This window comes from Streptomyces cynarae (assembly GCF_025642135.1).
Lineage (GTDB): Bacteria > Actinomycetota > Actinomycetes > Streptomycetales > Streptomycetaceae > Streptomyces > Streptomyces cynarae.
Map to the genome: position 1 here is coordinate 23,910 of NZ_CP106794.1, position 20,279 is coordinate 44,188.

At 67.9% G+C, this 20,279-nt stretch carries 22 protein-coding genes and 3 pseudogenes; 9 read left to right on the plus strand and 16 right to left on the minus strand.

The window, feature by feature from the left end:
- Window positions 1–519: 519 nt before the first annotated feature.
- A pseudogene (locus N8I84_RS41235) lies at window positions 520–669 on the plus strand (ATP-binding protein); the annotation flags it as partial.
- 6 nt (window positions 670–675) lie between these two features.
- Here the strand turns inward: N8I84_RS41235 and N8I84_RS41240 are convergent.
- The 4 genes from N8I84_RS41240 to N8I84_RS41255 all read right to left on the minus strand — a co-directional run bounded on the left by N8I84_RS41240 (window position 676) and on the right by N8I84_RS41255 (window position 4,152).
- A complete protein-coding gene (locus tag N8I84_RS41240; RefSeq protein ID WP_263235097.1) occupies window positions 676–1,524 on the minus strand; it encodes a hypothetical protein in 849 nt (282 codons plus the stop codon).
- Between the two features lie 431 nt (window positions 1,525–1,955).
- Window positions 1,956–2,561, minus strand: a complete 606-nt coding sequence (locus N8I84_RS41245) for a hypothetical protein (protein WP_263235098.1) — start codon at window positions 2,559–2,561, stop codon at window positions 1,956–1,958.
- Window positions 2,562–3,015: 454 nt separating this feature from the next.
- Complete coding sequence (locus tag N8I84_RS41250; RefSeq protein ID WP_263235099.1) at window positions 3,016–3,849, minus strand: helix-turn-helix domain-containing protein; 834 nt, start codon at window positions 3,847–3,849, stop codon at window positions 3,016–3,018.
- Window positions 3,850–3,852: 3 nt separating this feature from the next.
- Window positions 3,853–4,152, minus strand: a complete 300-nt coding sequence (locus tag N8I84_RS41255) for a hypothetical protein (RefSeq protein WP_263235100.1) — start codon at window positions 4,150–4,152, stop codon at window positions 3,853–3,855.
- Window positions 4,153–5,034: 882 nt separating this feature from the next.
- Between N8I84_RS41255 and N8I84_RS41260 the strand changes: the two genes are divergently transcribed.
- Window positions 5,035–5,241 carry a hypothetical protein gene (locus N8I84_RS41260; protein ID WP_263235101.1) on the plus strand — a complete coding sequence of 69 codons (207 nt, stop codon included), beginning with the start codon at window positions 5,035–5,037 and terminating at the stop codon, window positions 5,239–5,241.
- 422 nt (window positions 5,242–5,663) lie between these two features.
- Window positions 5,664–6,462 (plus strand): IS5 family transposase gene (locus N8I84_RS41265; protein ID WP_263235467.1). Its coding sequence is split into 2 segments (ribosomal slippage): window positions 5,664–6,004 and window positions 6,003–6,462, totalling 801 coding nucleotides; the frame shifts between segments, so codons are not numbered across the junction.
- Here the strand turns inward: N8I84_RS41265 and N8I84_RS41270 are convergent.
- The 6 genes from N8I84_RS41270 to N8I84_RS41295 form a co-directional block, all read right to left on the minus strand.
- Window positions 6,434–6,769, minus strand: a complete 336-nt coding sequence (locus N8I84_RS41270; protein ID WP_263228084.1) for an ankyrin repeat domain-containing protein — start codon at window positions 6,767–6,769, stop codon at window positions 6,434–6,436. The genes N8I84_RS41265 and N8I84_RS41270 overlap by 29 nt on opposite strands.
- Window positions 6,770–6,856: 87 nt before the next feature.
- Window positions 6,857–7,665, minus strand: a protein-coding gene (locus N8I84_RS41275) for an IS5 family transposase (RefSeq protein WP_263235102.1) whose coding sequence is annotated in 2 segments (ribosomal slippage) — window positions 6,857–7,315 and window positions 7,318–7,665 — 807 coding nt in all. Because the reading frame shifts where the segments join, the coding sequence is not laid out codon by codon here.
- A gap of 203 nt (window positions 7,666–7,868) precedes the next feature.
- Complete coding sequence (locus N8I84_RS41280) at window positions 7,869–8,069, minus strand: hypothetical protein (protein ID WP_263235103.1); 201 nt, start codon at window positions 8,067–8,069, stop codon at window positions 7,869–7,871.
- 372 nt (window positions 8,070–8,441) lie between these two features.
- Window positions 8,442–8,789 (minus strand): hypothetical protein, encoded by a 348-nt coding sequence (locus N8I84_RS41285; protein WP_263235104.1) that lies wholly within the window; start codon window positions 8,787–8,789, stop codon window positions 8,442–8,444.
- 572 nt (window positions 8,790–9,361) lie between these two features.
- Complete coding sequence (locus N8I84_RS41290) at window positions 9,362–9,991, minus strand: RNA polymerase sigma factor (protein WP_263235106.1); 630 nt, start codon at window positions 9,989–9,991, stop codon at window positions 9,362–9,364.
- A gap of 73 nt (window positions 9,992–10,064) precedes the next feature.
- Window positions 10,065–11,087: a site-specific integrase gene (locus N8I84_RS41295; protein WP_263235108.1), complete on the minus strand. Its 1,023-nt coding sequence runs from the start codon at window positions 11,085–11,087 to the stop codon at window positions 10,065–10,067.
- Window positions 11,088–11,499: 412 nt separating this feature from the next.
- Here N8I84_RS41295 and N8I84_RS41300 point away from each other — a divergent pair, with 412 nt between their 5' ends.
- From N8I84_RS41300 to N8I84_RS43355, 3 genes and pseudogenes are all read left to right on the plus strand, one after another.
- Entirely contained in the window at window positions 11,500–12,300 is an 801-nt protein-coding gene (locus N8I84_RS41300) for a sigma-70 RNA polymerase sigma factor region 4 domain-containing protein (RefSeq protein WP_263235110.1), read from the plus strand.
- Between the two features lie 116 nt (window positions 12,301–12,416).
- Entirely contained in the window at window positions 12,417–12,641 is a 225-nt protein-coding gene (locus N8I84_RS41305; RefSeq protein ID WP_263235111.1) for a hypothetical protein, read from the plus strand.
- Window positions 12,642–13,288: 647 nt separating this feature from the next.
- Window positions 13,289–13,477, plus strand: a pseudogene (locus N8I84_RS43355) (transposase); the annotation flags it as partial.
- On the opposite strand, the gene N8I84_RS41310 reads toward N8I84_RS43355, so the two are convergent.
- Window positions 13,442–14,227 carry a class I SAM-dependent methyltransferase gene (locus N8I84_RS41310; protein WP_263235113.1) on the minus strand — a complete coding sequence of 262 codons (786 nt, stop codon included), beginning with the start codon at window positions 14,225–14,227 and terminating at the stop codon, window positions 13,442–13,444. The pseudogene N8I84_RS43355 and the gene N8I84_RS41310 overlap by 36 nt on opposite strands.
- A 349-nt stretch (window positions 14,228–14,576) precedes the next feature.
- Entirely contained in the window at window positions 14,577–15,122 is a 546-nt protein-coding gene (locus tag N8I84_RS41315) for an HAD domain-containing protein (RefSeq protein WP_263235115.1), read from the minus strand.
- A 151-nt stretch (window positions 15,123–15,273) separates the two neighbouring features.
- Here N8I84_RS41315 and N8I84_RS41320 point away from each other — a divergent pair, with 151 nt between their 5' ends.
- Window positions 15,274–15,690: a DUF4259 domain-containing protein gene (locus tag N8I84_RS41320; protein WP_263235117.1), complete on the plus strand. Its 417-nt coding sequence runs from the start codon at window positions 15,274–15,276 to the stop codon at window positions 15,688–15,690.
- Between the two features lie 183 nt (window positions 15,691–15,873).
- Window positions 15,874–16,314 carry a lamin tail domain-containing protein gene (locus N8I84_RS41325; RefSeq protein ID WP_313884364.1) on the plus strand — a complete coding sequence of 147 codons (441 nt, stop codon included), beginning with the start codon at window positions 15,874–15,876 and terminating at the stop codon, window positions 16,312–16,314.
- A gap of 358 nt (window positions 16,315–16,672) precedes the next feature.
- Here the strand turns inward: N8I84_RS41325 and N8I84_RS41330 are convergent, their stop codons facing one another.
- Window positions 16,673–17,320: an HAD-IA family hydrolase gene (locus N8I84_RS41330; protein WP_263235120.1), complete on the minus strand. Its 648-nt coding sequence runs from the start codon at window positions 17,318–17,320 to the stop codon at window positions 16,673–16,675.
- 346 nt (window positions 17,321–17,666) lie between these two features.
- Window positions 17,667–17,963 (minus strand): annotated as a pseudogene (locus N8I84_RS41335) (transposase); the annotation flags it as partial.
- 296 nt (window positions 17,964–18,259) lie between these two features.
- Between N8I84_RS41335 and N8I84_RS41340 the strand changes: the two are divergent.
- Entirely contained in the window at window positions 18,260–19,300 is a 1,041-nt protein-coding gene (locus N8I84_RS41340) for a M20/M25/M40 family metallo-hydrolase (protein WP_263235122.1), read from the plus strand.
- Between the two features lie 89 nt (window positions 19,301–19,389).
- Here N8I84_RS41340 and N8I84_RS41345 read toward each other — a convergent pair whose 3' ends face one another.
- Window positions 19,390–19,563 carry an acyl-CoA carboxylase epsilon subunit gene (locus N8I84_RS41345; protein WP_390899089.1) on the minus strand — a complete coding sequence of 58 codons (174 nt, stop codon included), beginning with the start codon at window positions 19,561–19,563 and terminating at the stop codon, window positions 19,390–19,392.
- Window positions 19,548–20,255 (minus strand): 4'-phosphopantetheinyl transferase family protein, encoded by a 708-nt coding sequence (locus N8I84_RS41350; protein WP_263235125.1) that lies wholly within the window; start codon window positions 20,253–20,255, stop codon window positions 19,548–19,550. The genes N8I84_RS41345 and N8I84_RS41350 overlap by 16 nt, the downstream gene beginning before the upstream one ends.
- Between the last annotated feature and the right edge of the window lie 24 nt (window positions 20,256–20,279).

The following is a 20,279-nucleotide window of genomic DNA, read 5'->3' on the forward strand; positions in this document are numbered from 1 at the left end:
GAGCCCGGCCGGCGCGGGAAGGCCACGCGCACAGCAGACAGACCCGAGCGAGCCGCTACTCCGCGACGGGGTCCAACGAAAAAGATACTGCACTTACGTCAAGATCGGTGGTGGTACACCTACACATGAGAGCGAACAGCGCGATCAGGAAAAGGGGCGTCCCGCGCATGAACGAGACGCCCCGCCTCCTCACGCAACCCCTCCGCGGCCCGTCGTCCCGCCTACTCAGGCTCCGCCCCCGTGCGGGACATCGCGCCGTGGGTGTGCCCGGTCTTTCTAGGCGACGACCCTGTACCTGCCCGGCTTCACCGGAATCGCGAAGCCCGACTCTTCCCCAACTCGGGGAGCCGCCTCCCCCAGGATCCTGGTCAATTCGCCTACCTGGACTGCGACTGCCTCCTCCAACATGACCTTGTACCAGGCGTCGAGCCACTGCTTGTACTGCGGACTCCTCCCCACGGTGGAGGTGGTCCGCCGAGGGTGGGTGCTATGGATGCCTTTGTCCAAGCAGGAGCGGCGTTCACGGGCTGGTCCAAGACCTTCACCGACCCACGTCTTTGCGCGGCGATCGTGGACCGGCTCACCTTCAACGCCACCCTGATCGAGACCGGCACCGAGTCCTACCGTCTTGCCCGCACCAAGGCGAACAGGACCAGCACGGCCAAATAGCCCGGTTCATGCGGCAGTACGGGCATCTGCTGGTGCGAGGACGGCACACGCCTCCCGGCTCAAAGCGCCAAGTCCGATCACGGCCTCGGCCACCTCGGATCCCATCTCCAGCTGACGCCACAGCTCCTGCAGTGCCCCGGAGATGTCCCCGCTACCCGTGAACCGCCGCTGCGCGATGTCCAGGTCGCGCAGCCAGCCGTCCAGATAGGGGTCGGCAGTCAGCCGGGATACGTACTCATCGATGTGAGCGGCCAGATGCGCGCTCAGCCAGACCCCGCCAGTCTCCAGCAGCCTGCTGCGCACGGTCGTGTTCAAAAACGACCAGTGCGCCGCCACTTCCGCCACCGCCGGCACAGCCGCGCTGCCCGGACGCACCGCAGCACGGAACTCCTCCAAGGCGCGTTCCAGCGTCCCGTCCGTGAGCTGCCGCCGGAGCTCAACGAGAGCGCCGTCGTCCCGGCTGGGCTCCCAGCCCTTGAGCGCTGCCTGCGCAGTCCGCTCCACCGCGAGCAGCCCGGCGGCCGCGTCTTCAAGACGAGCCGCAGGCCCGGGGACCAGCCGGGGCACGGATGCGGCAAAATCACCGGCCACCCGCATGGCCAGACGCCGCCCGGCGCGTGCTTCCACCGCCTCGGCCTGCACCATGGCGACCCGGTTGAGGATCACCAGGGCCAGTGGGACGCCGAACAAGGCGGCCGTCACGGACGAGAAGACATTGGTGAGGAACGCCTTGTCCGCCCAAAATCCCGCGTGATCTCCCCACCAGCCCAGGCCGAGCAGCACCGCGCCAACCACCCACAGCGCCACGCACCCGGCACGCAGCCCGCGCGGCGTCTCTTCCCAGATCCCCCGCACCCGCCCCGCCCCTCCCCGAACGGCTTGATCACCAGCTCCCAGACGCTACACCGCCCAACTCGGCGTCAAGCTAGTGGTCCCAAACCAAGCCGCCCTCCGGAGCCACCTCATAACGCCTGATCTTCACCAATCATCCCAGAACTGGGGCCAGTTGGGGTCGCCTCGGTGGGTCCGCTCAACGCCGCCCTAGCCACTTCGACGCGACTCCGGGCGTCGCACGCCCGTTCGGGGAGGCGATGTACGCGACTTCGGGAGGCACCCGCTCCCGGGAGCGGGGCAGTCGGCAACGGCACGGCCACGGTCAGCTACCTTCGCCCGTAGCCAGCGCCTTTGTCCTCAGCCCGTGCGGAGCCGCACACGCCCGACGGAGCTCGCCACGCACATGGCGCACCGGCCGGTACCCGCGGCCGGGACTGCGGCTTTGATCCGACCTAGTTGAGGTTGTCGCCGGTTAGCGCGTCTCCGGCGACGGGAGCGTGAACGGCGGCGCGCAGCGCGCCGATGGGCGGGTCGCTGATCGAGACGAACAGCCTGTACGGCGGTTGCCCGATGACGGTGTTGTGGGCATCGATCGGTCCGGAGAGCCCCTTCTCGACTTGCCGGGCGTCGATGCCGGGGCACACGGCCGCCAGCGGCAGGGTCAGGTCGGCGGTCACCTCGTCGCCGGAGCGGACGGCCAGCCGATGGTCGGGGCCCGTTGTTGCGCCGTGCAGGCTCACCGGCAGCCCGTGCGCACCGGCGACGAGCCCGTGCGGTCCCTCGATCTCCACAGCCACCCCCTGCGCCCCGATCGGCTGCGCCAGACTGAGCGCTTGCGACGTACCGGGGCCCAGCCCGAACGAGATCGAGAACGTCCACTGGTGTCGGTACGGTCCGGTCTTGCTCGGGAGACCGTCCCCGCCCCCGTAGGACAGCAGGGCCAACTGCGGGCCTGGCACCCGACGGCCGCTCAACGCGGCGGCAGCCGCGGCGTGCGCGCCGGGCGGAACCGGGAAGAAGTGGTAGCCCTTGGCCCCGCAGTGGTCCCCGTCTGACATCCCACCGCCCGGCAACGGCACACTGTGCAGCGAACCGGTGCCCATTGACCCCGGGGGGAGCCCGTCCGGCTCGCCCAAAGCTCCCCGCCGCGCCTGCGCTGGACTCCCCCATGACCACCAGAGCACAAGGAGGACACCGATCGCGGCGCCCACGATCCACGGCACGACTCTGCGCACCTGCCGATTCATCCCGTCCTCCTCCCGCTCACGGCCGCCGCGGAGGCTATCGCACGGGAGTGCGCGTATCGTGCGGGAGGGTACGTCAGGCCATCGGGAAAACCTTTCGCGCTGCTGCCCATCGTCGTGAACATCCGGAGAGCGCTGACGGCCGTAGTGCCTCCCGAACTGCTGTCGAAGTGCTGCTCCTTGCCGCATACGAAGCCACTGGCGCGTTCCCGGAATCGGAGCCCCGCACGGCCGAAGCCGGGCGGGGCCTTTGAGGGCTATCTGGCGATCAGCTGATCTTGGTGGACACTGCCCCCATGGAGATCAGCCTCAGGTGATCCAGGTCCGCGATCTCGTAGTACCGGTTTTTCCTCTTCCCAGGGGTCGATGACCTGAGAGCCCCCTCTTGCCGCAGGGTGGCAAGAGCCTTCTCCACCGTTGCCCGGCCTAGTCCGAGGCAATCAGCGATATCAGTCTGGCTCGGTCCTTCGATCGCCAGCTTCCGTTGGGGGGTGACAACGCGCCTCCCGTCCTCGGCCTTAACGACCACGGGCCTGGGGGTGGCCAGGTAGTCGAGAAGTGCGGCGACGCGTAGAAGGGGAGCATCGGTGCTGGCCCCGTACACGGCCTCCATGACCTGTTGCTGCTCGAAGGTCATTCGGAGCAGGGCCATTCCCAGAGTGGGCTCCCGAGCGAGCACGTCGTGGAGCACCCCCCCAGGAACGGATAGAGCGGTGAACGCGCCGCGGGTCACGAGCTGGGGGTTCTCAAGAACTCCGGTGCCCTCCCGCCACACATGGCTGGTTCCGAAGAAGGCTCGCCCCCTCCACAAGCGAGGCGTCCCCTGGAGGGCTTGCACCACCACGCATCCACGGAGGAGGAAGATGCACCTCATGCTCCTGCGAGACACCGCGCTGGAGAGCACGGTGTCCTTCTCCGAGGAGATGCCTTCGTGGAGTCTGCAGACTTCGGAAAGGGCATCGAGGACCCGGGGGTGCAGGCGGTACGGATCGAAGAAGCGGCCCACGGTGCGCCGGACCCGGCTCCTCCTCGCCCCGAGGAGGTTCTCGTGGTCCGGCGGCTCGTGGTTGGTCATGCCGCTGACGATGTCGGTGGTGGACATGGCCTACTTCCCCGCGCTGGACTCAGTCGATCCGTTGGCCAGGGCCGGCGGTGAGGTCACCGGCAGCGAGGGTGTACCTTCAGGGCCGTTCGGTGATCCCGGGGCGACAGTCGAGGTGTTCGGGGAGACCGGTTGCTCGACGATGGCTCGGACGACGGGGGTGAGAGCTCCCACCAGGGCAGCCAGGGCGCCAATCACAGCAGCGACCCGAACGGGCTTGCTCTTCAGGTGGTAGATGGCGTAGCACGCGGCAGCGAGCACGATCATGAAGATCAGCACTACCGCGATGTTCTCCTCGAACATCGACTTCCCCTAAGGGGTGAAGGCGGTAGGGCTTCGGCTCCTGCCGAAGCCCTCCGCAACTGGAAACGGGTCGTTCGCTGTGCTCCGCCGATAACCTGGAGGGGCTTGGTGAGGGCCCCTCTACCGGCTTAACGGCAAATCCTACCGGTAACGATGTGGACCACTCAAACTTCCCTTGAACCACAGACATTTCACTGTCCATCACAAAGGGAGGGCCGCAACGACCAGCCCCTTGGAGCCCCAAGTGGAAGTAATGACTCCCTAGGTGACGACGTCTGAATTTCCACGCCGCAACGCGCTGTCGAGATGGGCCGTGAGCAGGGCGGATACGCAAGAAGCCCCGTCCTCCCGGACGGGGCCCTCACTGCTCGGTGTCCCTGGGGAACCACCCCCTGGATCATCCCGAGATTGCTGATCTTGACCCGTTTCCAAAGTCGAGCCAGCTCGTGCAGTAGATACTGCCCTTGCGATAGCCCACAGAATCCCTACAGTGATGGATTCTACCTCGCAGTCCCATCCATTTCCCTCCGTGGAGGGATTTCGGTGCCACTAAAGCCGCTTAATCGCAGGGGATTTGATGAATCTACCCTCTCCAGAGGGGTTCTTGGTAAGCGGCCTTTCCCGTCGATGTAGGGGTTCTCCGAGCCTCATCCCAGGAGTGTGACCACTTGGTCACAGTTCCGGCTGGTGACCAACGCTGTCGTGTGGGCTACCCGGGGGCGGCGCCGCGCTTGCGGCGTCCTTGGTGGCCCCGGGCTTCTCTGCGAGCCTTCGGTGCCGTCCGACGAGGGGCACACCCGCGCCCCCCGACCTTGCCCGCCTTTGCTCGGCAGGGCCCGGGCGGAAGAACACGGCGGGCATGCATGCTTCCTCCGGTTCGGTGTGGCGGTCCAGGAGGAAGCCCCGCTCACCAATGTCGAGGTGGCCGAGTTCGGTGTGCTTATCGAGATCGAGAGCGACACGGTCGCAGTGTCCTCCACCGACCGCTACCGCTTCCTGGAGCTGGAGAAGGTCATCGAGTTCATCCGGCGCTGCCTGGTGGAGTGCATCGCGACCCCAAGTTCGCCGACGAGCATGACAAGAAGCTGAACGCCATGAACGTGTACGACGACATGGAGCCCATGGAGTCCGCCTGACCTGCCGCCCTTCGGAAGTTCACGCGCTCGGTGAAGGCCATCGACGCCCTCACCGACAAGGGGCAGGCGGAGAGTCCCGCACTTCCCACCTGGTGCACACAGATCTGGTGGTCACCCCCACCGTGGGCAGATCAAGGCAGCTCGGGTACGTGCGCAGCGGGGTCATCGACGTGTTCCTCGCCTACGCCAGGAGCATGCAGAGCAACCAACGCCCCTACCCAGAGAAACCTGACGGCCGGCCCGACGGTCCAGACGAAGCACGTGCCGCACGTGCCTTTACGACCGGGGCGCGGGGCACGAACGTCCCGTTGTCAGTGGCGAGGCTTAGACGTCATCTCAATTGGTGGCATCGGTAGGCTGTGGGTCGTGGTGAGGATTGTTGAGCGGCTGGTGCCGGACGAATTGTGGGAGTTGTTCCAGCGGGTGGTGCCTGACGCCCCTTCGCGGCCTCAGGGCGGTGGCCGCCGCCGGCATGGCGACCGTGAAGTGCTGGCCGCGATCGTGTTCGTGGCCACGTCGGGCTGCACGTGGCAGCAGTTGCCCGCTGCGTCGTTCGGTCCGTCGGGGGCGACGGCTCACCGCCGTTTTGCCGAGTGGACGCAGGCCAGGGTGTGGGCCAAGCTCCACCGCCTGGTCCTCGACGAGCTCGGCTCCCGCGGCGAGTTGGACTGGTCCCGCTGCGCGATCGACTCGGTGAACATGCGGGCCCTGAAAAGGGGACCTGACAGGCCCGAATCCTGTTGATCGGGGCAAGTACGGATCGAAGATCCATTTGATCACCGAGCGGACGGGTCTGCCCCTGTCCGTCGGAATCTCCGGGGCGAACCTGCACGACAGCCAGGCACTGATTCCCCTGGTGAAGGGCATACCACCGATCCGCTCCCGCCGCGGGCGGCGGCGACGCAGGCCGGACAAGCTCCACGCAGACAAGGGCTACGACTATCCTCACCTGCGGCGATGGTTACGAGAGCGCGGCATCAAGCACCGCATCGCCCGCAAGGGGATCGAGACCTCGCAGCGACTCGGCCGCCACCGCTGGACCATCGAGCGCACCATGTCCTGGCTCGCCGGCTGCCGCCGCCTCCACCGCCGCTATGAGCGTAAGGCCGAGCACTTCCTCGCCTTCACGAGCATCGCCTGCACCCTCATCTGTTATCGGCGGCTTGTCTGCTGATGTGGGCCTGCAGCAGTTTCACGGCCAGGTCGTGGCCGTGGTGATTGGCCATGTCCATGGGGGTGCGGCCGTCTGGGTCTGCGAGCTCCGGATCAGCCCCGAAGGCAAGCAGCACGGCCGTGGTGTGCACAGTCAACGGCTGCCCGCTCTGCAGAGAGCCATCACCCTCGACATCGATCGCGTGCGTCAGCAGCGTCATGTTGCTGAAGACCTCATCGGGATCGGAACCAGCGGCCAGCAACCGGGCCAAGGCCTCAGCATCCTCCTGCTCGACCGCGTGATGCGCGGGTGTCCAGTGGTCGCTCACGACGACATTCAACCGTCCCCACGGCACGCCTGCCAGCAACTATCTACGCCATCAGCCACCAATTGAGATGACGTCTTAGACGTCGTTTCAGTTGGTGAGTCGGCGGTAGCTGATGAGGGCTGCGGCGATGCCGACGAAGGCGAGGAAGTGTTCGGCCTTGCGCTCGTAGCGGCGGTGCAGGCGTCGGCAGCCGGCGAGCCAGGACACCGTCCTTTCGACGACCCAGCGGTGCCGACCCAGCCGCTGTGAGGACTCGATGCCTTTGCGGGCGATGCGGTGGCGGATGCCGCGCTTGCGGAGCCGTCGGCGCAGGTGGTCGTAGTCGTAGCCCTTGTCGGCGTGGAGCTTGGCCGGTCGCCGGCGGCGTGGTCCGCGCCGGGAGCGGATCGGTGGGATTCCCCGGACCAGCGGTTTCAGGCCGAGGCTGTCGTGCATGTTGGCGCCGGAGATGCCCAGCGACAGAGGCAGACCGTTCCGGTCCGTGATCAGGTGGATCTTCGATCCGTTCTTGCCGCGGTCGGTCGGATTCGGTCCGGTCAGTGGCCCCCTTTTGCGGCCCTGAGACTGACGGAGTCGATGGCGCACCGCGACCAGTCCAGATCGCCTCTGGCGCCGAGCTCGTCCAGGAGAACACGGTGCAGCCGGGCCCAGACCCGGTCCTGGCTCCACTGGGCGAAGCGTCGGTAGACCGTCGGCCAGGCCGGCCCGAACACCGGGGGCAACTGCCGCCAGGTGCACCCCGAGGTGGCCACGAAGATGATCGCCGCCAGGCATTCACGGTCACCCGCCCGCCGTCGGCCGCCGCCCTGCGGACGTATGACCTCCGTCGGCGGAACCACCCGCCGGAACAGCGTCCATAACTCATCCGGCACCAACCGCTCAATCAGATCCGTCATGCACGGCTCAACGAACGATCACGCCAAAGGAAACGACGTCTAAGTCCGGCGCCGAACCGACGGTCCGTCATGTCCCGTTTCATCGCGTCGGGTAAGGAGAGGTCATCCGACGCGACCACCCCGTGGGGCCGGTTGTCCGCGACCCGCAGGCCCCGGGGCGCGTCGGCGTGGCCATCCGCCGACGGGCCCCGATGCGGCGGGGCTCACCCCTGCGGCGGGGTGCCGGGCAGCAAGTAGGTCAGCACCCCCATGCCGAGGGCGGCTATGCCGAGGAAGGCGGCGCCGCCGGTGCCCACGGCCGAGCGCACCGTGGCGCCGAGGGCGAAGACGACGATCCCGCTCACCATGGCGCTCACCGTGGCCATCAGCAGCACGACGGTGACGCCCATGATCTTGATGCTCAAGGAGTTCCCTTCCGGATCGGAAGGGGTGGCCGATGTCCGATGCCCTCGCGGCAGCCGAGCCCGACCACCCCTGACGACGTACGAACAGGTGTGATCAACACGAGCGCGGCCGACTCACACTCGAAGGGCGCTGGCTGCCTGCTGTCGTCGCTCCGTACGGACCTGTACGGCTGCCCTCTGACCCACAGGAAAAGCTCCTGGCGCAATCCCCTTGACGTCGGCGGGGAATCCACCATGGAGTATACGTCCCGGAACTGACACCCGGCGGTTTCCCCGAGGTCCCCGGTGGCGACAGGGATCCGCCGCCGGGCACGACCCAGGGGCCGCATGCCGCCCTACGGCATGCGGCCCCTGGTACCTGGTCCGTCGGCGCTATCGGCGCCGGACGGCGGCCGTGCCCCAGGCCGCCCCGGCGACGGTGAACAGCGTGAGCGCGGCGGCGAGGTTGCCCATCACGAGGAACACCAGGGCGATGCCGAAGGCGACAACGCCGGCGAGGGTGATGGTGTAGCCCAGCACGCGCAACGCGGTGCCGGTGATGGTCTCGGTGATCTCACGGCGGCGCTGGTGGCGGCGCCGGCGGGTGATCTGCCGGACGCGGCCGCGGGCGGCCTTCGTCTCGTCCTTCTTCTTCGCGAACTCGCCCTTGGCGGCGTCGAGGATCGCGTCCAGGTCGTCCTCGAAGGTCTCGACCTTGGGGCTGGGCGTGGCGGAGGCCATGGGGAGCTCCTGGTGTTCGGGGGTGCCTGCGCCAGATACGACGAGGGCCGGGACCCGACTGTGAAAGGCCAGGTCCCGGCCCCCATTCCCCCTACGCCATCTCGTTCGCGGGACAGTTAGCTGCTGTGGGTCTATCTCCTCCTGGTGGTCGTCGTGAGGCTGGCCGGGTGGCCGTTACGCCCTCTTGGGGCTGGAGACCTTCAGTATTCGGGGGGCCCGACGGACACCTGCTCCTGCGAGGTCGTCACCGTCGACGGCGGTCACGCTCGGGTCGTCCCAGATCGGCGCGGGCGTCCGTGCGTCCTCTATGCGACGGAGAAGGCCTGCGTATGCGCCTATCAGGATGGCGAAGAGTGCGCGAATGGGATCGAGCAGTTGCTGGGACACTATGTGTTCTCCTCTGCTGGTCACTGGACGTTGGTCATGGGCCTTGTGCCGTGGGATGGTTTGCCGACCACCCAGCGGGGCCTCATGCCAGGGGCATCGCTCGATGTCCCCTCTCGGGTCGACGGTTCGTCCGAGCGGCTCGGACCGGGACGGACCAGCCGTCGACCCTGGGGGGGATACCTGCTCTACCGCTGTTCGTGCAGAAGATCGCGCAGACGTTGCTTCACCTCCTCCTTGTCGAGGGCCTTCTGGGCCGCTGAGAGCTCCTTGCGGGCGAGCGCGTGGCTGATGCCCAGCAGCTCGCCGATCTCCGGGGAATTGAGCTTCGTGACGTGGCGCAGCACGTAGGCCATGTGCTGGCGCTCGGTCAGGACCTCGGCCATGACCTTGCGGACGAGGAGGTAGCGCTCGCTTGCGACCACCGCATCGTCGTCGTGCACGGTCTCGGCGGGGGCGCCGTGCCGGACGAGCGCTTCGGCCTCAGCCTTGGAGCGGCGCAGTTGGTCGATGGCGCAGTTGATGCAGGTGCGCGCGATATAGCCGTCGATGTCCTTGATGGTGCGCGGGTCGTTCTTCTCGATGAACGCCGTTATTCGCACGGAGGCCTGTCCGTAGAGGTCCTCGACGAAGTGTTCCGGCGCCTTCTTCCTGATGACGCCGTACCAGTGGGCACGGCGATCGTGGAGGCGCCGCAGCACCTCGGCCTTGGCCTCGTCCCTGGTCTGCTCGCGCTTGCGGGTGATCGCTTGGCGCAGGCTGGGAATCTTGCTCCGCCTCGCCGGGAACGAGCCCGAACTCTCAACCGACTGGGTCACCGTCTGTTTCTCCTTGTCTCCCTGCGACTGCCGGCGTCACGCCTTTGTGCCCGGGCTGGTGCCCCGCCGACGCCTACGTCGACGTAGCAGCGACGCGAAGTGTGAATCCGCAGGTCACCTGCTGGCGGCACGTCAGGAAGGCGCAGTGCAGCCGGGGCGCTCCTCGTTTCGCCGGCCGCAGGAGTCCGCTCCGCCCGGCGGGCGAGCGGCGATCTCGCAGCTCGGTGGGGGCGGTCAGGTGGGCGCGGGCAGCGGCCCGGGTCACCGCGTCCCCGATGCCCTCGCCGGTGATCCGGCCGGTGGGGTCGCCGATCGGCTGGCCGTTGCGGCGCATCGGGTGGACGATGCGGCCGTGCCGGTCGATGCGCAGGAACAGCGGGGCGGCCGCCTGGCGGCCGTGGTCGAGCAGGCACTGGCGCCAGGCCCGGAGCGCGCGGACGGGGCAGGTGGCCGGGTTGGAGCCGTACGGCACCCCCAGCGGACCGGTGTGGTTGACCTTCGGGCGCCAGACCTCGACGGCCAGGCCCTCCTCGACCTCCTCGAGGTCGGCCCAGTCCAGCAGCCGCAGTTCGGAGCGGTGCGCGGCCAGGGCGAAGCCGAGCAGCAGGGCGGCCACATCCCGGCGGCCGATCGCCGCGGTGGTGTCGGTGGCGGCGACCATCTTGCGGGGCACGGGCGGGGTGGCGGCGGCCGCCCGGCGGGGCCGGCGGCGGGGGTCCTTGCTCTTCTTGCGCTCGGTCTCGTGGCCTTTGAGCACGCGGCGGGCGCCGGTGGTGGAGGGCTTGGGCAGTTCGGCGGCGGCGTGCGCGACGGCGATGGAGGCCAGCGCCCGGTCCATGGTGGCCGGGCTCTTGTCCTGGCCCTTCAGGTGGGTCATGTACTCGGTGAGGGTGTCGCCAGTCGCAGGCAGGGCCTGGCGGCCGGTGCTCGCGCACCAGGCGGTGAACCGGGCCCAGTCGCCAGCGTATCCGCGGCGGGTCTCGGCGGGGATGCCCTCCTCGACCGCGGCGCGGGCCTCCGCCGACAGCCCACCCGTCCGGCTCGCCGGGACGACGGCGGAGACGGCGGTCTCCACGGTGGTGGGCACGGTCTCCACCGGCGGCGGCTCCCGCGCGCGGCGAACGGATCGGGCGGCCGCCGGCCATGGCAGAGGAAGAAGCCTGCTCCCCCCCCCCCTCCCCCGCGCCCCGCGCCCCGCGCCCGCCTGACGCTGCGCCACCTCCCGCGGGGTCCCGCCCTTGTACGAGTAGAAGGTGATGACCGCCCCGGGCCGTCAGCCCTGCTGATCATCGTCGATCAGTCCTGCTCGCACGGGGGCGCATCCGAGCCCCCACGCGCCGTCCGTCGGCCGCCGCGCTCCCGCTCCGCGATGGAATCTCCAACATTGCCGTGACCTGCGCAAACAACATTGCCGCCCGGAATTATCGGCAATCTTGTGGGATGAATTGATGCTCCCGCCATAGAGCAGCGCGATAAAACTTTCAGTGCGAGAGTAGGTATATACCTCAATGCAAGATCAAATTGCGCTGCCCGACGAGACGCAGCAGCCCGGCAGCGCCCCGGCGACCAAGCGCGTCAAGCGCAGGAACGTCGAGCAACTGGCCGCCGATCGCGCCCTGTACGAACGCCTGCGAGAGCAGAAGTTCGTGGGCAACGAGATGGAACTGCTGCGTCAGGACCTGTGGGTCTACGGCTGGAAGGTCCTGCGCGCGTGGATGAGCGACGGCACGCTCGTGGAGAAGTGCGGCGAGCGGAACATCCCCATCCCCGCGCGCTGGGACGAGATCGAGACCCTGAAACGGCATCGCGACTCCCGTGACGAGGTCGCCCACGACGCCGTCCAGAACGCCGTGAAGACCTTCACCGAGGACATCCTCCCGGCCGGCCACTGGGACCCCGACAAGGGCGCCTGCATGCGCACCTACTTCACCGTGGCCTGCATGTTCGCCTTCCGTGACACGTTCAAGAAGTGGGCCAGCAGGCACCGCCGCCACCTCGCCATGACCGCGAACGCGGTCCTCGACGGCGACCGCCTCGGGCGGGACCTCCCGCCAGACGAGTCCGTGATCTACCGGTGGACCGTCCAGCGGATCCTCCAGGACGCCAAATGGGAGGCCCGCGCGATCTGCAGCCTCATCTACCAGCAGAAGTTGACCCAGAAGGAGATCGCCGACGAGCTGGGCATGACGTCCCGGGCCGTCGAGGGACACATGCGCCGGCTGCGTACGCACGCCAAGACTCTGGTCGCCCGCGGAGAGATCGATGCCCTATACGGCCGCATCGCCACGGCGAAGGCGAGCGGTCGATGAACAACAACAGGACCAGCCAAGACTCCGACCCGCATTCCCCGGTGCAGAGGCCGTTCTCGGCACGAGGGAACGGCGCGGGTCGACGCGTCACAGGAGGGGTGGTCGGCGCGGGAACCATGGTTACAGCCCTCAAGATGGCGGACGCCCCCTGGTGGGTGGTGGCCATCGCGTTGGCCCTCGGTATCGCGGTGTCCGCCCTGCTCATGTTGGCCCAGTCCCTCATGCCCGACGAGTCCGAGCACAAGCGCGACGTGCTGCTGGCATGGATGCGCCACCGCGAGCGTCAGGCCCGCGGCCGCGTACCGAATCAACGCCGGCGCACGGCTCGGTCACGCCAGTGACTGCCGGCGCGGCGGAACTCGTCCGTCCTCCCCGCACGCCTTCCCCATGTCTGAGGCGGGCGTGCGGGGAGGACGAGGCCATCCGCCGGGCCGGCAGGCGGCACTGTTACCGGTATACGCGAGGACCCCAGTGCGGCGCTCTGGGGTCCGGAGACGTGAGCGATGGCGACCATGCGCATGCGCAGCGTGCAACAACCGATCCGCAACCGCGTCAAACGCTGACCACCGGCCCGGGCAGACCTGCGACGCGTGCGCCGATTGCTGGTCCGGCTGACACTGTGTCGGCGAGAGCGGCGGCTACCGGCAACTCCACGACACCAGGCTCCGACCGTAGTGAGGCCCGCGCATTGGGACGCAGAGCCGTCGAGGGCGACTCGTGCCGCATCAGACAACGTTCGCCTCGTTGTGACGCGCCGTCCGGGTACAGGACCGGACGACGCGCGTCGGCAATGCTGTCCTGGTGGCTGAACGGGTGCGGGTGCGGGAGATCGACGACGATGAGGGCCGGAGGCTGCTGCGGATCATCCGCCGGGGTACCGGGTCGGTGGTGACCTGGCGGCGCGCCCAGATGGTGCTGCTGTCCGCGCAGGGTATGCCTGTCGACAAGATCGCGACGGTGACGTTCGCCAGCCCGGACGGGGTCCGCGACGAACTCCTCATGGCTGAACCGGATCGAAGCCCAGTTCACCGCCCTGCGCTACTTCACGCTCGACGGCACCAACCACGCCAGCCACAAGGTGCAGGGCAGCATGATCCGCCGCTACATCATCTGGCGGAACAAACACGCCCAGGACGAGCGCCTACGCGCGGTCGTGAACAGGGCGAACGTCGCCTGAGGCGGCCGCACCCCGGCGGAACAAGGCGGTCCATAGGAACGTCACACCGAACAGTGCTGACTCAGGGGGCTCCTCCCGCATCCGGCGCAGTTCCACCTCCACCAGGTCGGAGAAGATCCAGCGCAGCGATTCGGGGGTGTAGGCGAGGCCGCCCTGCAACTCGCGTTTACGGTAAAGGTCCGTATCCGTGAGTTCCGACCCCATTCCCCCCTCGCCGGCGGCGAAGCTGGTGAGGGCGAGGTGGCCGCCAGGAGCGAGGACCCGGTCGAGGAGGGCCAGGTAGCTGATCCGGCGGTGCGGCGGCAGGTGGTGGAAGCACCCTGAGTCGACGACCAGGTCGTACGGGCCGCTCAACTCGGCAGCGGGAAGCGCGAAAGCGTCGCCGCACAGGAAGCGGACGTCGACTCCAGCCTCCTGAGCCCGGTCCTCGCCCCAGGCGACTGCCATCGGGGAGAGGTCGACGGCGTCCACCTGGAAGCCGCGCGCAGCGAGGTAGAGCGCGTTGCGGCCTGGGCCGCATCCCAGGTCCAGGGCCCGGCCGGGAGCGATCAGGCCCTGGTCAAGGTAGGCGGCCAGGTTCTCGTCCGGCTTCGACACGAAGAACGGGACCGGCCTTGACCGGTCGGCATAGAAGCGGTCCCAGAAGTCCTTACCGTCGCCCGTTGCCAAGCGGCCGGCCTCGGATTCAGATGCGAAGAGCCCGTCCAAGAGCGCGAGAACGTCCTCGACGGTGCGTACGGTCCGGTCCATCCGGCCCCCCTTTCGACCGATGTCGATCATAGGGGCGAGGAAGACAAAAGACCAGGTCAGACGGTGTATAGCGATGGCTGGAACGGGCTGCTGCAGGGCTCCGGAAGCCACCGGCGAACAACCCACTCCAGACCCCGACTCCGCGTCCGCCCAGCCTGTCGTCTGAGGCCAGAATGGGGCCATCCTCGGCTACTGCTGGGAAACCATTTCGACGAGGGGCCTCCGAAATTAGGGCTCAGCAGGAACTCAACCTGCTCACGCCGGCGCGCCGATGACAGGCCAAGGCCAGTGCTCAGGTGCATCAGCCTTCGCCATCTCGTCACCACGGCCTTCAGCGAACTCTGGAACGTCACAACGATGAGCCGGTCCCAGGAACGCGGCTCGGTATAACCGCACGGAGCCAACCGGCGAGTGCGCAGAAGTCGGCGTCTACGAGGCCCTTGGCCGGGTCGACGCGATGAAGAAGCGACGGCCCAGGATGTTGGGCAGCGACCCAGAAGCGGTCCATGCCGCTGATCTCGTCGTCGACCCAGATGAACGGTCGGCCATTGGCCCACTCGACGAGGCGGCGGGTCTTCCAGTGCAGGCCGCGCGGACTGCCCTCGGCGCAGGCGTCCGGCCACTCCACGACGGGCAGCTTCGGCAGTCCGATGCGTGGGGCGACGACCTCGTTTGCCTCCTCCATCCAGGTCGAGGCCCACACGAGATGACAGCCCAGGGCCATAAGGCGCGGCCCAAGACCGGCATCAAGCCGCCCAAGCAGCGGGTTCCCCTCATCGAGAGACACCTCCGAGCCGGAAGCAGGACCCTGCAGGCGACTGGATGACGACCCGAACGGAATGAGCGGGCCGTCCACGTCGAGGAAGAGGATGGGGCGCTCCGCTGCGCTTGTCACGCCCGCACAATAACCCGGTATGGCGGAGCACTGACCCCCTCTGCCGTCGGCTTCGCACTGCTCCGCAAGCGGGTCCTCCTCGCCCAACGACCGATGTCAGTGACTCCAGGCAATCTGCCTTCGTCCAAGACAGCCATACCAGGAGCCATGCATGGGAACGTGGGGGACCGGCCCGTTCGACAGCGATGTCGCCGCAGACTTCGTCGACGAACTTGAGGGGCTCACCCACCTGCAGCTCATCAACGTGCTTGAGCGGGCATTCCAGCGAGTCGCCAGCTCGGGAGCACGCGTCGATGGCGGAGACGGCGCCGAAGCCATCGCCGCTGGTGCGGTCGTCGCCAGCACTCTCCAGGACAGTCCCATCGTGATCGACTCCGATGAGGGTCCGAGGGAACCGCTGCTCAAACTGCCGGCATCGTTCCGTGCGTCGGCCGGACTGGCACTGAACCGGGTACTCCAGGACGGGGCAGAAGTGGCGATGCGCTGGGTCGACAGTGCCGACGCCGACCGGTGGCGCCAGGGTGTGCAACAGATCCTCCAGGCACTCAAAGCACCCACTGATCACTAGTCGGGACGGGGTCACGGAAAGGGGAGCCAGAACCACGACTCGTGAAGGAAACCACCCCGCCGAATCGTGAGCCGCATCCCCGGAGCTCCAAGTGCCTGTAGGGGCCGTTGTGCTGTAGTTTGTCGCCTGGCCGCGCGCCAGGGGGGTGCCCGGCTTGTTCATTGGGGGGATCCGATGACTCGTATGCGTACCGTTCTGCCTGTCCTGGTGGCCGCCGGGTGCGCCGCCGTGGTGCTGCCGTCCCAGGCGCAGGCGGCGAGCGCTATCCAGATCTACAAGATCTACTACAACAGCCCCGGCGCCGACCGCGGCGGCAACACCAGCCTCAACGCCGAGTACGTCGAGGTGAAGAACACCGGCCGTTCCGCGATCGAGCTGCGGGGCTACAAGGTCAAGGACGCGTCCAATCACTGGTACACCTTCCCGGCGTACAAGATCGGCGCGGGAAAGACCGTGAAGGTCCACACCGGCAAGGGCACCACGAGCGCCGGCAACCTGTACCAGGGACGCTCCTGGTACGTGTGGAACAACGACAAGGACACCGCCACCCTGTACAAGTCGGGCGGGGCCTTCGCCGACTCGTGCTCATACAACAACAGCCGCGTCGACTACAAGATGTGCTGACCGGCCGCCAGTGATGGAAGCACCCTCGCTGCCTGCCTCTTTCGGGCATCGAGGGCTTGCACACCTGTACGGCCCGCTCAGTGGGCCGTGACCAGAAGCCGCTGCCTTTCCTCCAGCTCCCGCAGCAGGCCGACGGCTCCGCTCTGTGGATGTCTGGCTTTGTCACTGAGGGTGGGAGTTGTTCCGACGTGACTGTGGGAGTCTGCTGTGTCGGCTTGTTTCGACGTCTGCAGGGGTCTTGCTGTGGGAGCGTGGAATCATCCAGACCGGCACCGAGTCCTACCGACTCGCCCACACCCGCGCACAACCCGAACGGGCCAGCTGACCTGGGCTGGGCAAGCCCAGACCGTTGGTAGTTCTAGGCCAGAGAGCCGGTTGACAACAGTCCGGCCGCCTGCAGATAGGCGGCCGTGTCCGTGTGGGTGTCGAAGAACAGATCCGCAGGACGCAGGCCGTGCCGGTCATGCGTCGAGGTGAACCCGGCGACCCGGCACCCCGCTGCCTTCCCTGCAGCCACCCCGGCCGGCGCGTCCTCCACGACCAGACACGCCGACGGATCCAGGCCGAGAGCGGCGGCCGCCTTCAGATAGCACTCGGGCGCAGGCTTGGCCTGCACCACATCGCCCCCATAGACCTGAACCCGCGGCAGGGGAAGGCCAGCCGCCGCGAACCTGGCATGCACGGATCCCCGGTCGCCCGAGGTCACGATGGCCCAAGCATCCACGGGCAGTCCCAACAACAACTCGACGGCGCCGTCGACTGCCGGAAAGGCATCCTGTTGCTGATCCAGGAGCTGGTCGAGTACCAAGCGCTCCTGGGACGGATCCAGTTCCGGCGCTGCCAGCCTCACCGTGTCTTCCGGACGCCGACCAAAGGTCAACGGCCAAACCGCATCGGCGTCCAGGCCCCGCAGCCGCGCCCAGGCCTCCCACACACGCCGATGCGCCTCAGTCGAGTCGAGCAGGACCCCGTCCACGTCAAACAGCACCGCACCGAGCGTCATCATTCCTCCCCCTCGAACACCTCGGCTGAGGATCGTCCAAGGCCGGACGACCCGCGCAGTGACATCCAATCTCATCGACATCGATCACGACGACTGGCCCGGATGACTCCCCAACTCGTATCGGAACGACATCCACGGCCAGTGACACAACCATGCCCCTCCGGGGACCACCTCCGGGTCGCCGCCGCCTACCCCCGCGGCTCCCTCCACGAGCGCTTTGCCGCCAGTCCCGCAGGGAGGAGGCAGCAGGCTCGGTGACGGGCTCTCCCACCACGGTCCGCGTAACAGTCCGATGCGACTGCTACCGTTCCGACCTGCGGAGATTATGAGGATGAGCCCTCAAATGAGGGAGGCCTGCGTCGTCCAACCGGTGCAGGACCGCCTCGTGCAGACGGCCCCAGACCCCGGCTCTGGACCAGATCAGGAACCGTCGGTGGGCGGTGGACTTCGAGACGCCGAAGCAGGGTGGCAGGAACCGCCAGGCACAGCCGCTGACCTGCACGTAGATGGTGGCCGCGAACAGCGTCTCATCAGGCGTGTTCGCTGTTCCGCCGTCCTGCGGCCGTGTTCGTTGCTCCGGGATCAGCGGCTTCGCGATCTCCCATAAGCCGTCCGGCACGATCCAACTCCACGTTCCCCGCCCCATACCGGGTCAACGTCCACCTCACCACGTAGGACACGGTCTAAGAATCGCCTCACGATACGCAGTCGATAGCCGGATCGGGAGACTCGATCCGCGAAACGGAGGACGGTTTCACTTCCCCTCATGATCGCCAACCCTGGCACGGGTGGGCAGAAAGGTCGGACGTCGTGGCAACGCTGAACGTATCCGGCAGACGGCTTTTGGACACCCTGGACCGCCTAGCCACGTTCGGGGGGCGCCCTGATGGCGGCGTGGACCGCGTGGCAGGTTCCGCCGCGGATCTGGAGGCCCGCCGTTGGATGGCGGAGCACCTTGGCTCACGTGGCCTCGAATCGTGGAGCGATGAGGTCGGCAACCTCTTCGGTCACGTTCCCGGGGCGCACGGTCGGCGGCTCCTCGTCGGATCGCACACCGACACGGTCCCCGCTGGCGGCAGGCTCGACGGCGCGTACGGCGTGATGGCCGCGATGGAGGTGCTGACGACCTTGCACGAGCACGGGCACCCTGCCGCTCGGTTCCTGGAGATCGTGAGCTTCTGGGACGAGGAGGGCGCCCAGCCCATGTCCTCGGGCGGCATGGTCGGCTCCACGGCCCTGTGCGGAAGCCCTTACCTCGCCGCGATTGACTCCTACCTCGAGCTGCACATCGAGCAGGGCCCCCGGATGGAGCAGGCTGGCTACGAGCTGAGCGTGGTCAACGGCATCGTCGGCGTGGACCGGCACCTCATACGTGTGGTGGGCGAGCCCAACCATGCCGGGACCACTCCGTTCCCGCTGCGCAGGGATGCTGGCCGGGCACTCGTGCGGACCGCGGCCGTGTTCCAGGACCTGCTGCGCTCCGTCCGCGACACGGTAGTGGGAAACATTGGAGCCCTCTCGCTCGAGCCCGGTGCTCCCAACGTCGTGCCGGGCGCCGCACAGATGGTGCTGGAGATCCGCGCACCACACGAGTGGTCGCTGAGCAGGTGTGCCGATCTGGTCATCGACTGCGCAACGGGCTTCGCCCGGGAGGAAGGGTGCACGGTGGAGCACCGGATGCTGTCACACAAGCCGGTGGTCGATTTCGACGAAGGCATGCGGGCCCTGCTGGAGAAGGTGACCGTGGACGCAGGCCGTCCCGCTGGCTCCCTGTACAGCTACGCGGGCCACGATGCGGGGGTGATGAGTGCACATGTTCCGACCGCCATGCTCTTCGTCCCGAGCAGCCGTGGCGTCAGCCACTCTCCTCGCGAGTCCACCCCCGAGCCTCTGCTGGTGCAGGGTGCCCAGGTCCTTCTCGAGGCTGTCGTCGCGCACGTCGAGAGTCGGTTCGAGGGTGATGCCGCGGGCTCGATGGCGTAAGACACCCGTCGGGTGGCGTCCGGCCACGCGTTGAGGTCGTGCCCCGGTTCTCGGGGAGGAACCTGAACGCATGCGCGGCGGTGCGGTATTCAGCGCTGCCAGCTGTGCGGCGCCATGAAGCGCTGCGCGCGCTCGGGGCGGCGCCAGGCGGCCGGCCGCCGCAGCGATGCCGCCTGCACCGGGGCGGCCGTCCGGGCGAGCAGCACCACCGCGAGCGCGGCCACCTCCTCGGGCAGGACACGGCCCTTCACGATCCGGAGCACGTTCGTGGACCCCTCAGAAGCCATGCGGGCAGCCCTGCGTTCCTCATGTTCCGAGGCGGAGGATCTGACGTGCCCCCGCCGAGCACCCGCCGTGCTGCGGTCGGCACGGAGGTCGCCGTGATGATCAGCCCGTCGCGTACCAGCCAGCCACCCTCCAACGCCGGGTGGCGGGCTCCGCCGGGCGTCGGCGCGGGCACACGCAGCGTCGCGGTGAAGGAGCCGCCCCCGATGTCGATCCGGGCCTCTATGTCGCCGAAGTCGAGGACGCGGCGGGTCAGCGGATACCAGGCCTTGTACACGCTCTCTTTCAGACTGAACAGAACCCGGTCCCAGGCCACGTCAGGGCGGCTAGCGCGTGCCTCGGGCAGCCAGGACCGCTCCGCGGAGACGGTGACGAGCGCGAGCAGCCCGTCCGGGAGCGGTGCGTTGGGTTCCGCGTCCACACCGACGGCCTGCATGTCGTGCGCGCGTGCCACTGCCGCGGCACGGTAGCCCGTGCAGTGGGTCATGCTGCCCACAACGCCGGCGGGCCAGATGGGCGCTCCTTGGGGGCCCGGAAGCAGCGGGGCGGGCGGCATACCGATGTCCGCCAGCGCGCTCCTGGCGCACATCCGTACGGTCGCGAACTCCTTCCGTCGCGCCTCGACGGCACTGCTGACAAGTCGCTCCTCTTCAGGGAAGAGCTGCGTCACGCGGGCGTCTTCGAATGCCTCGCG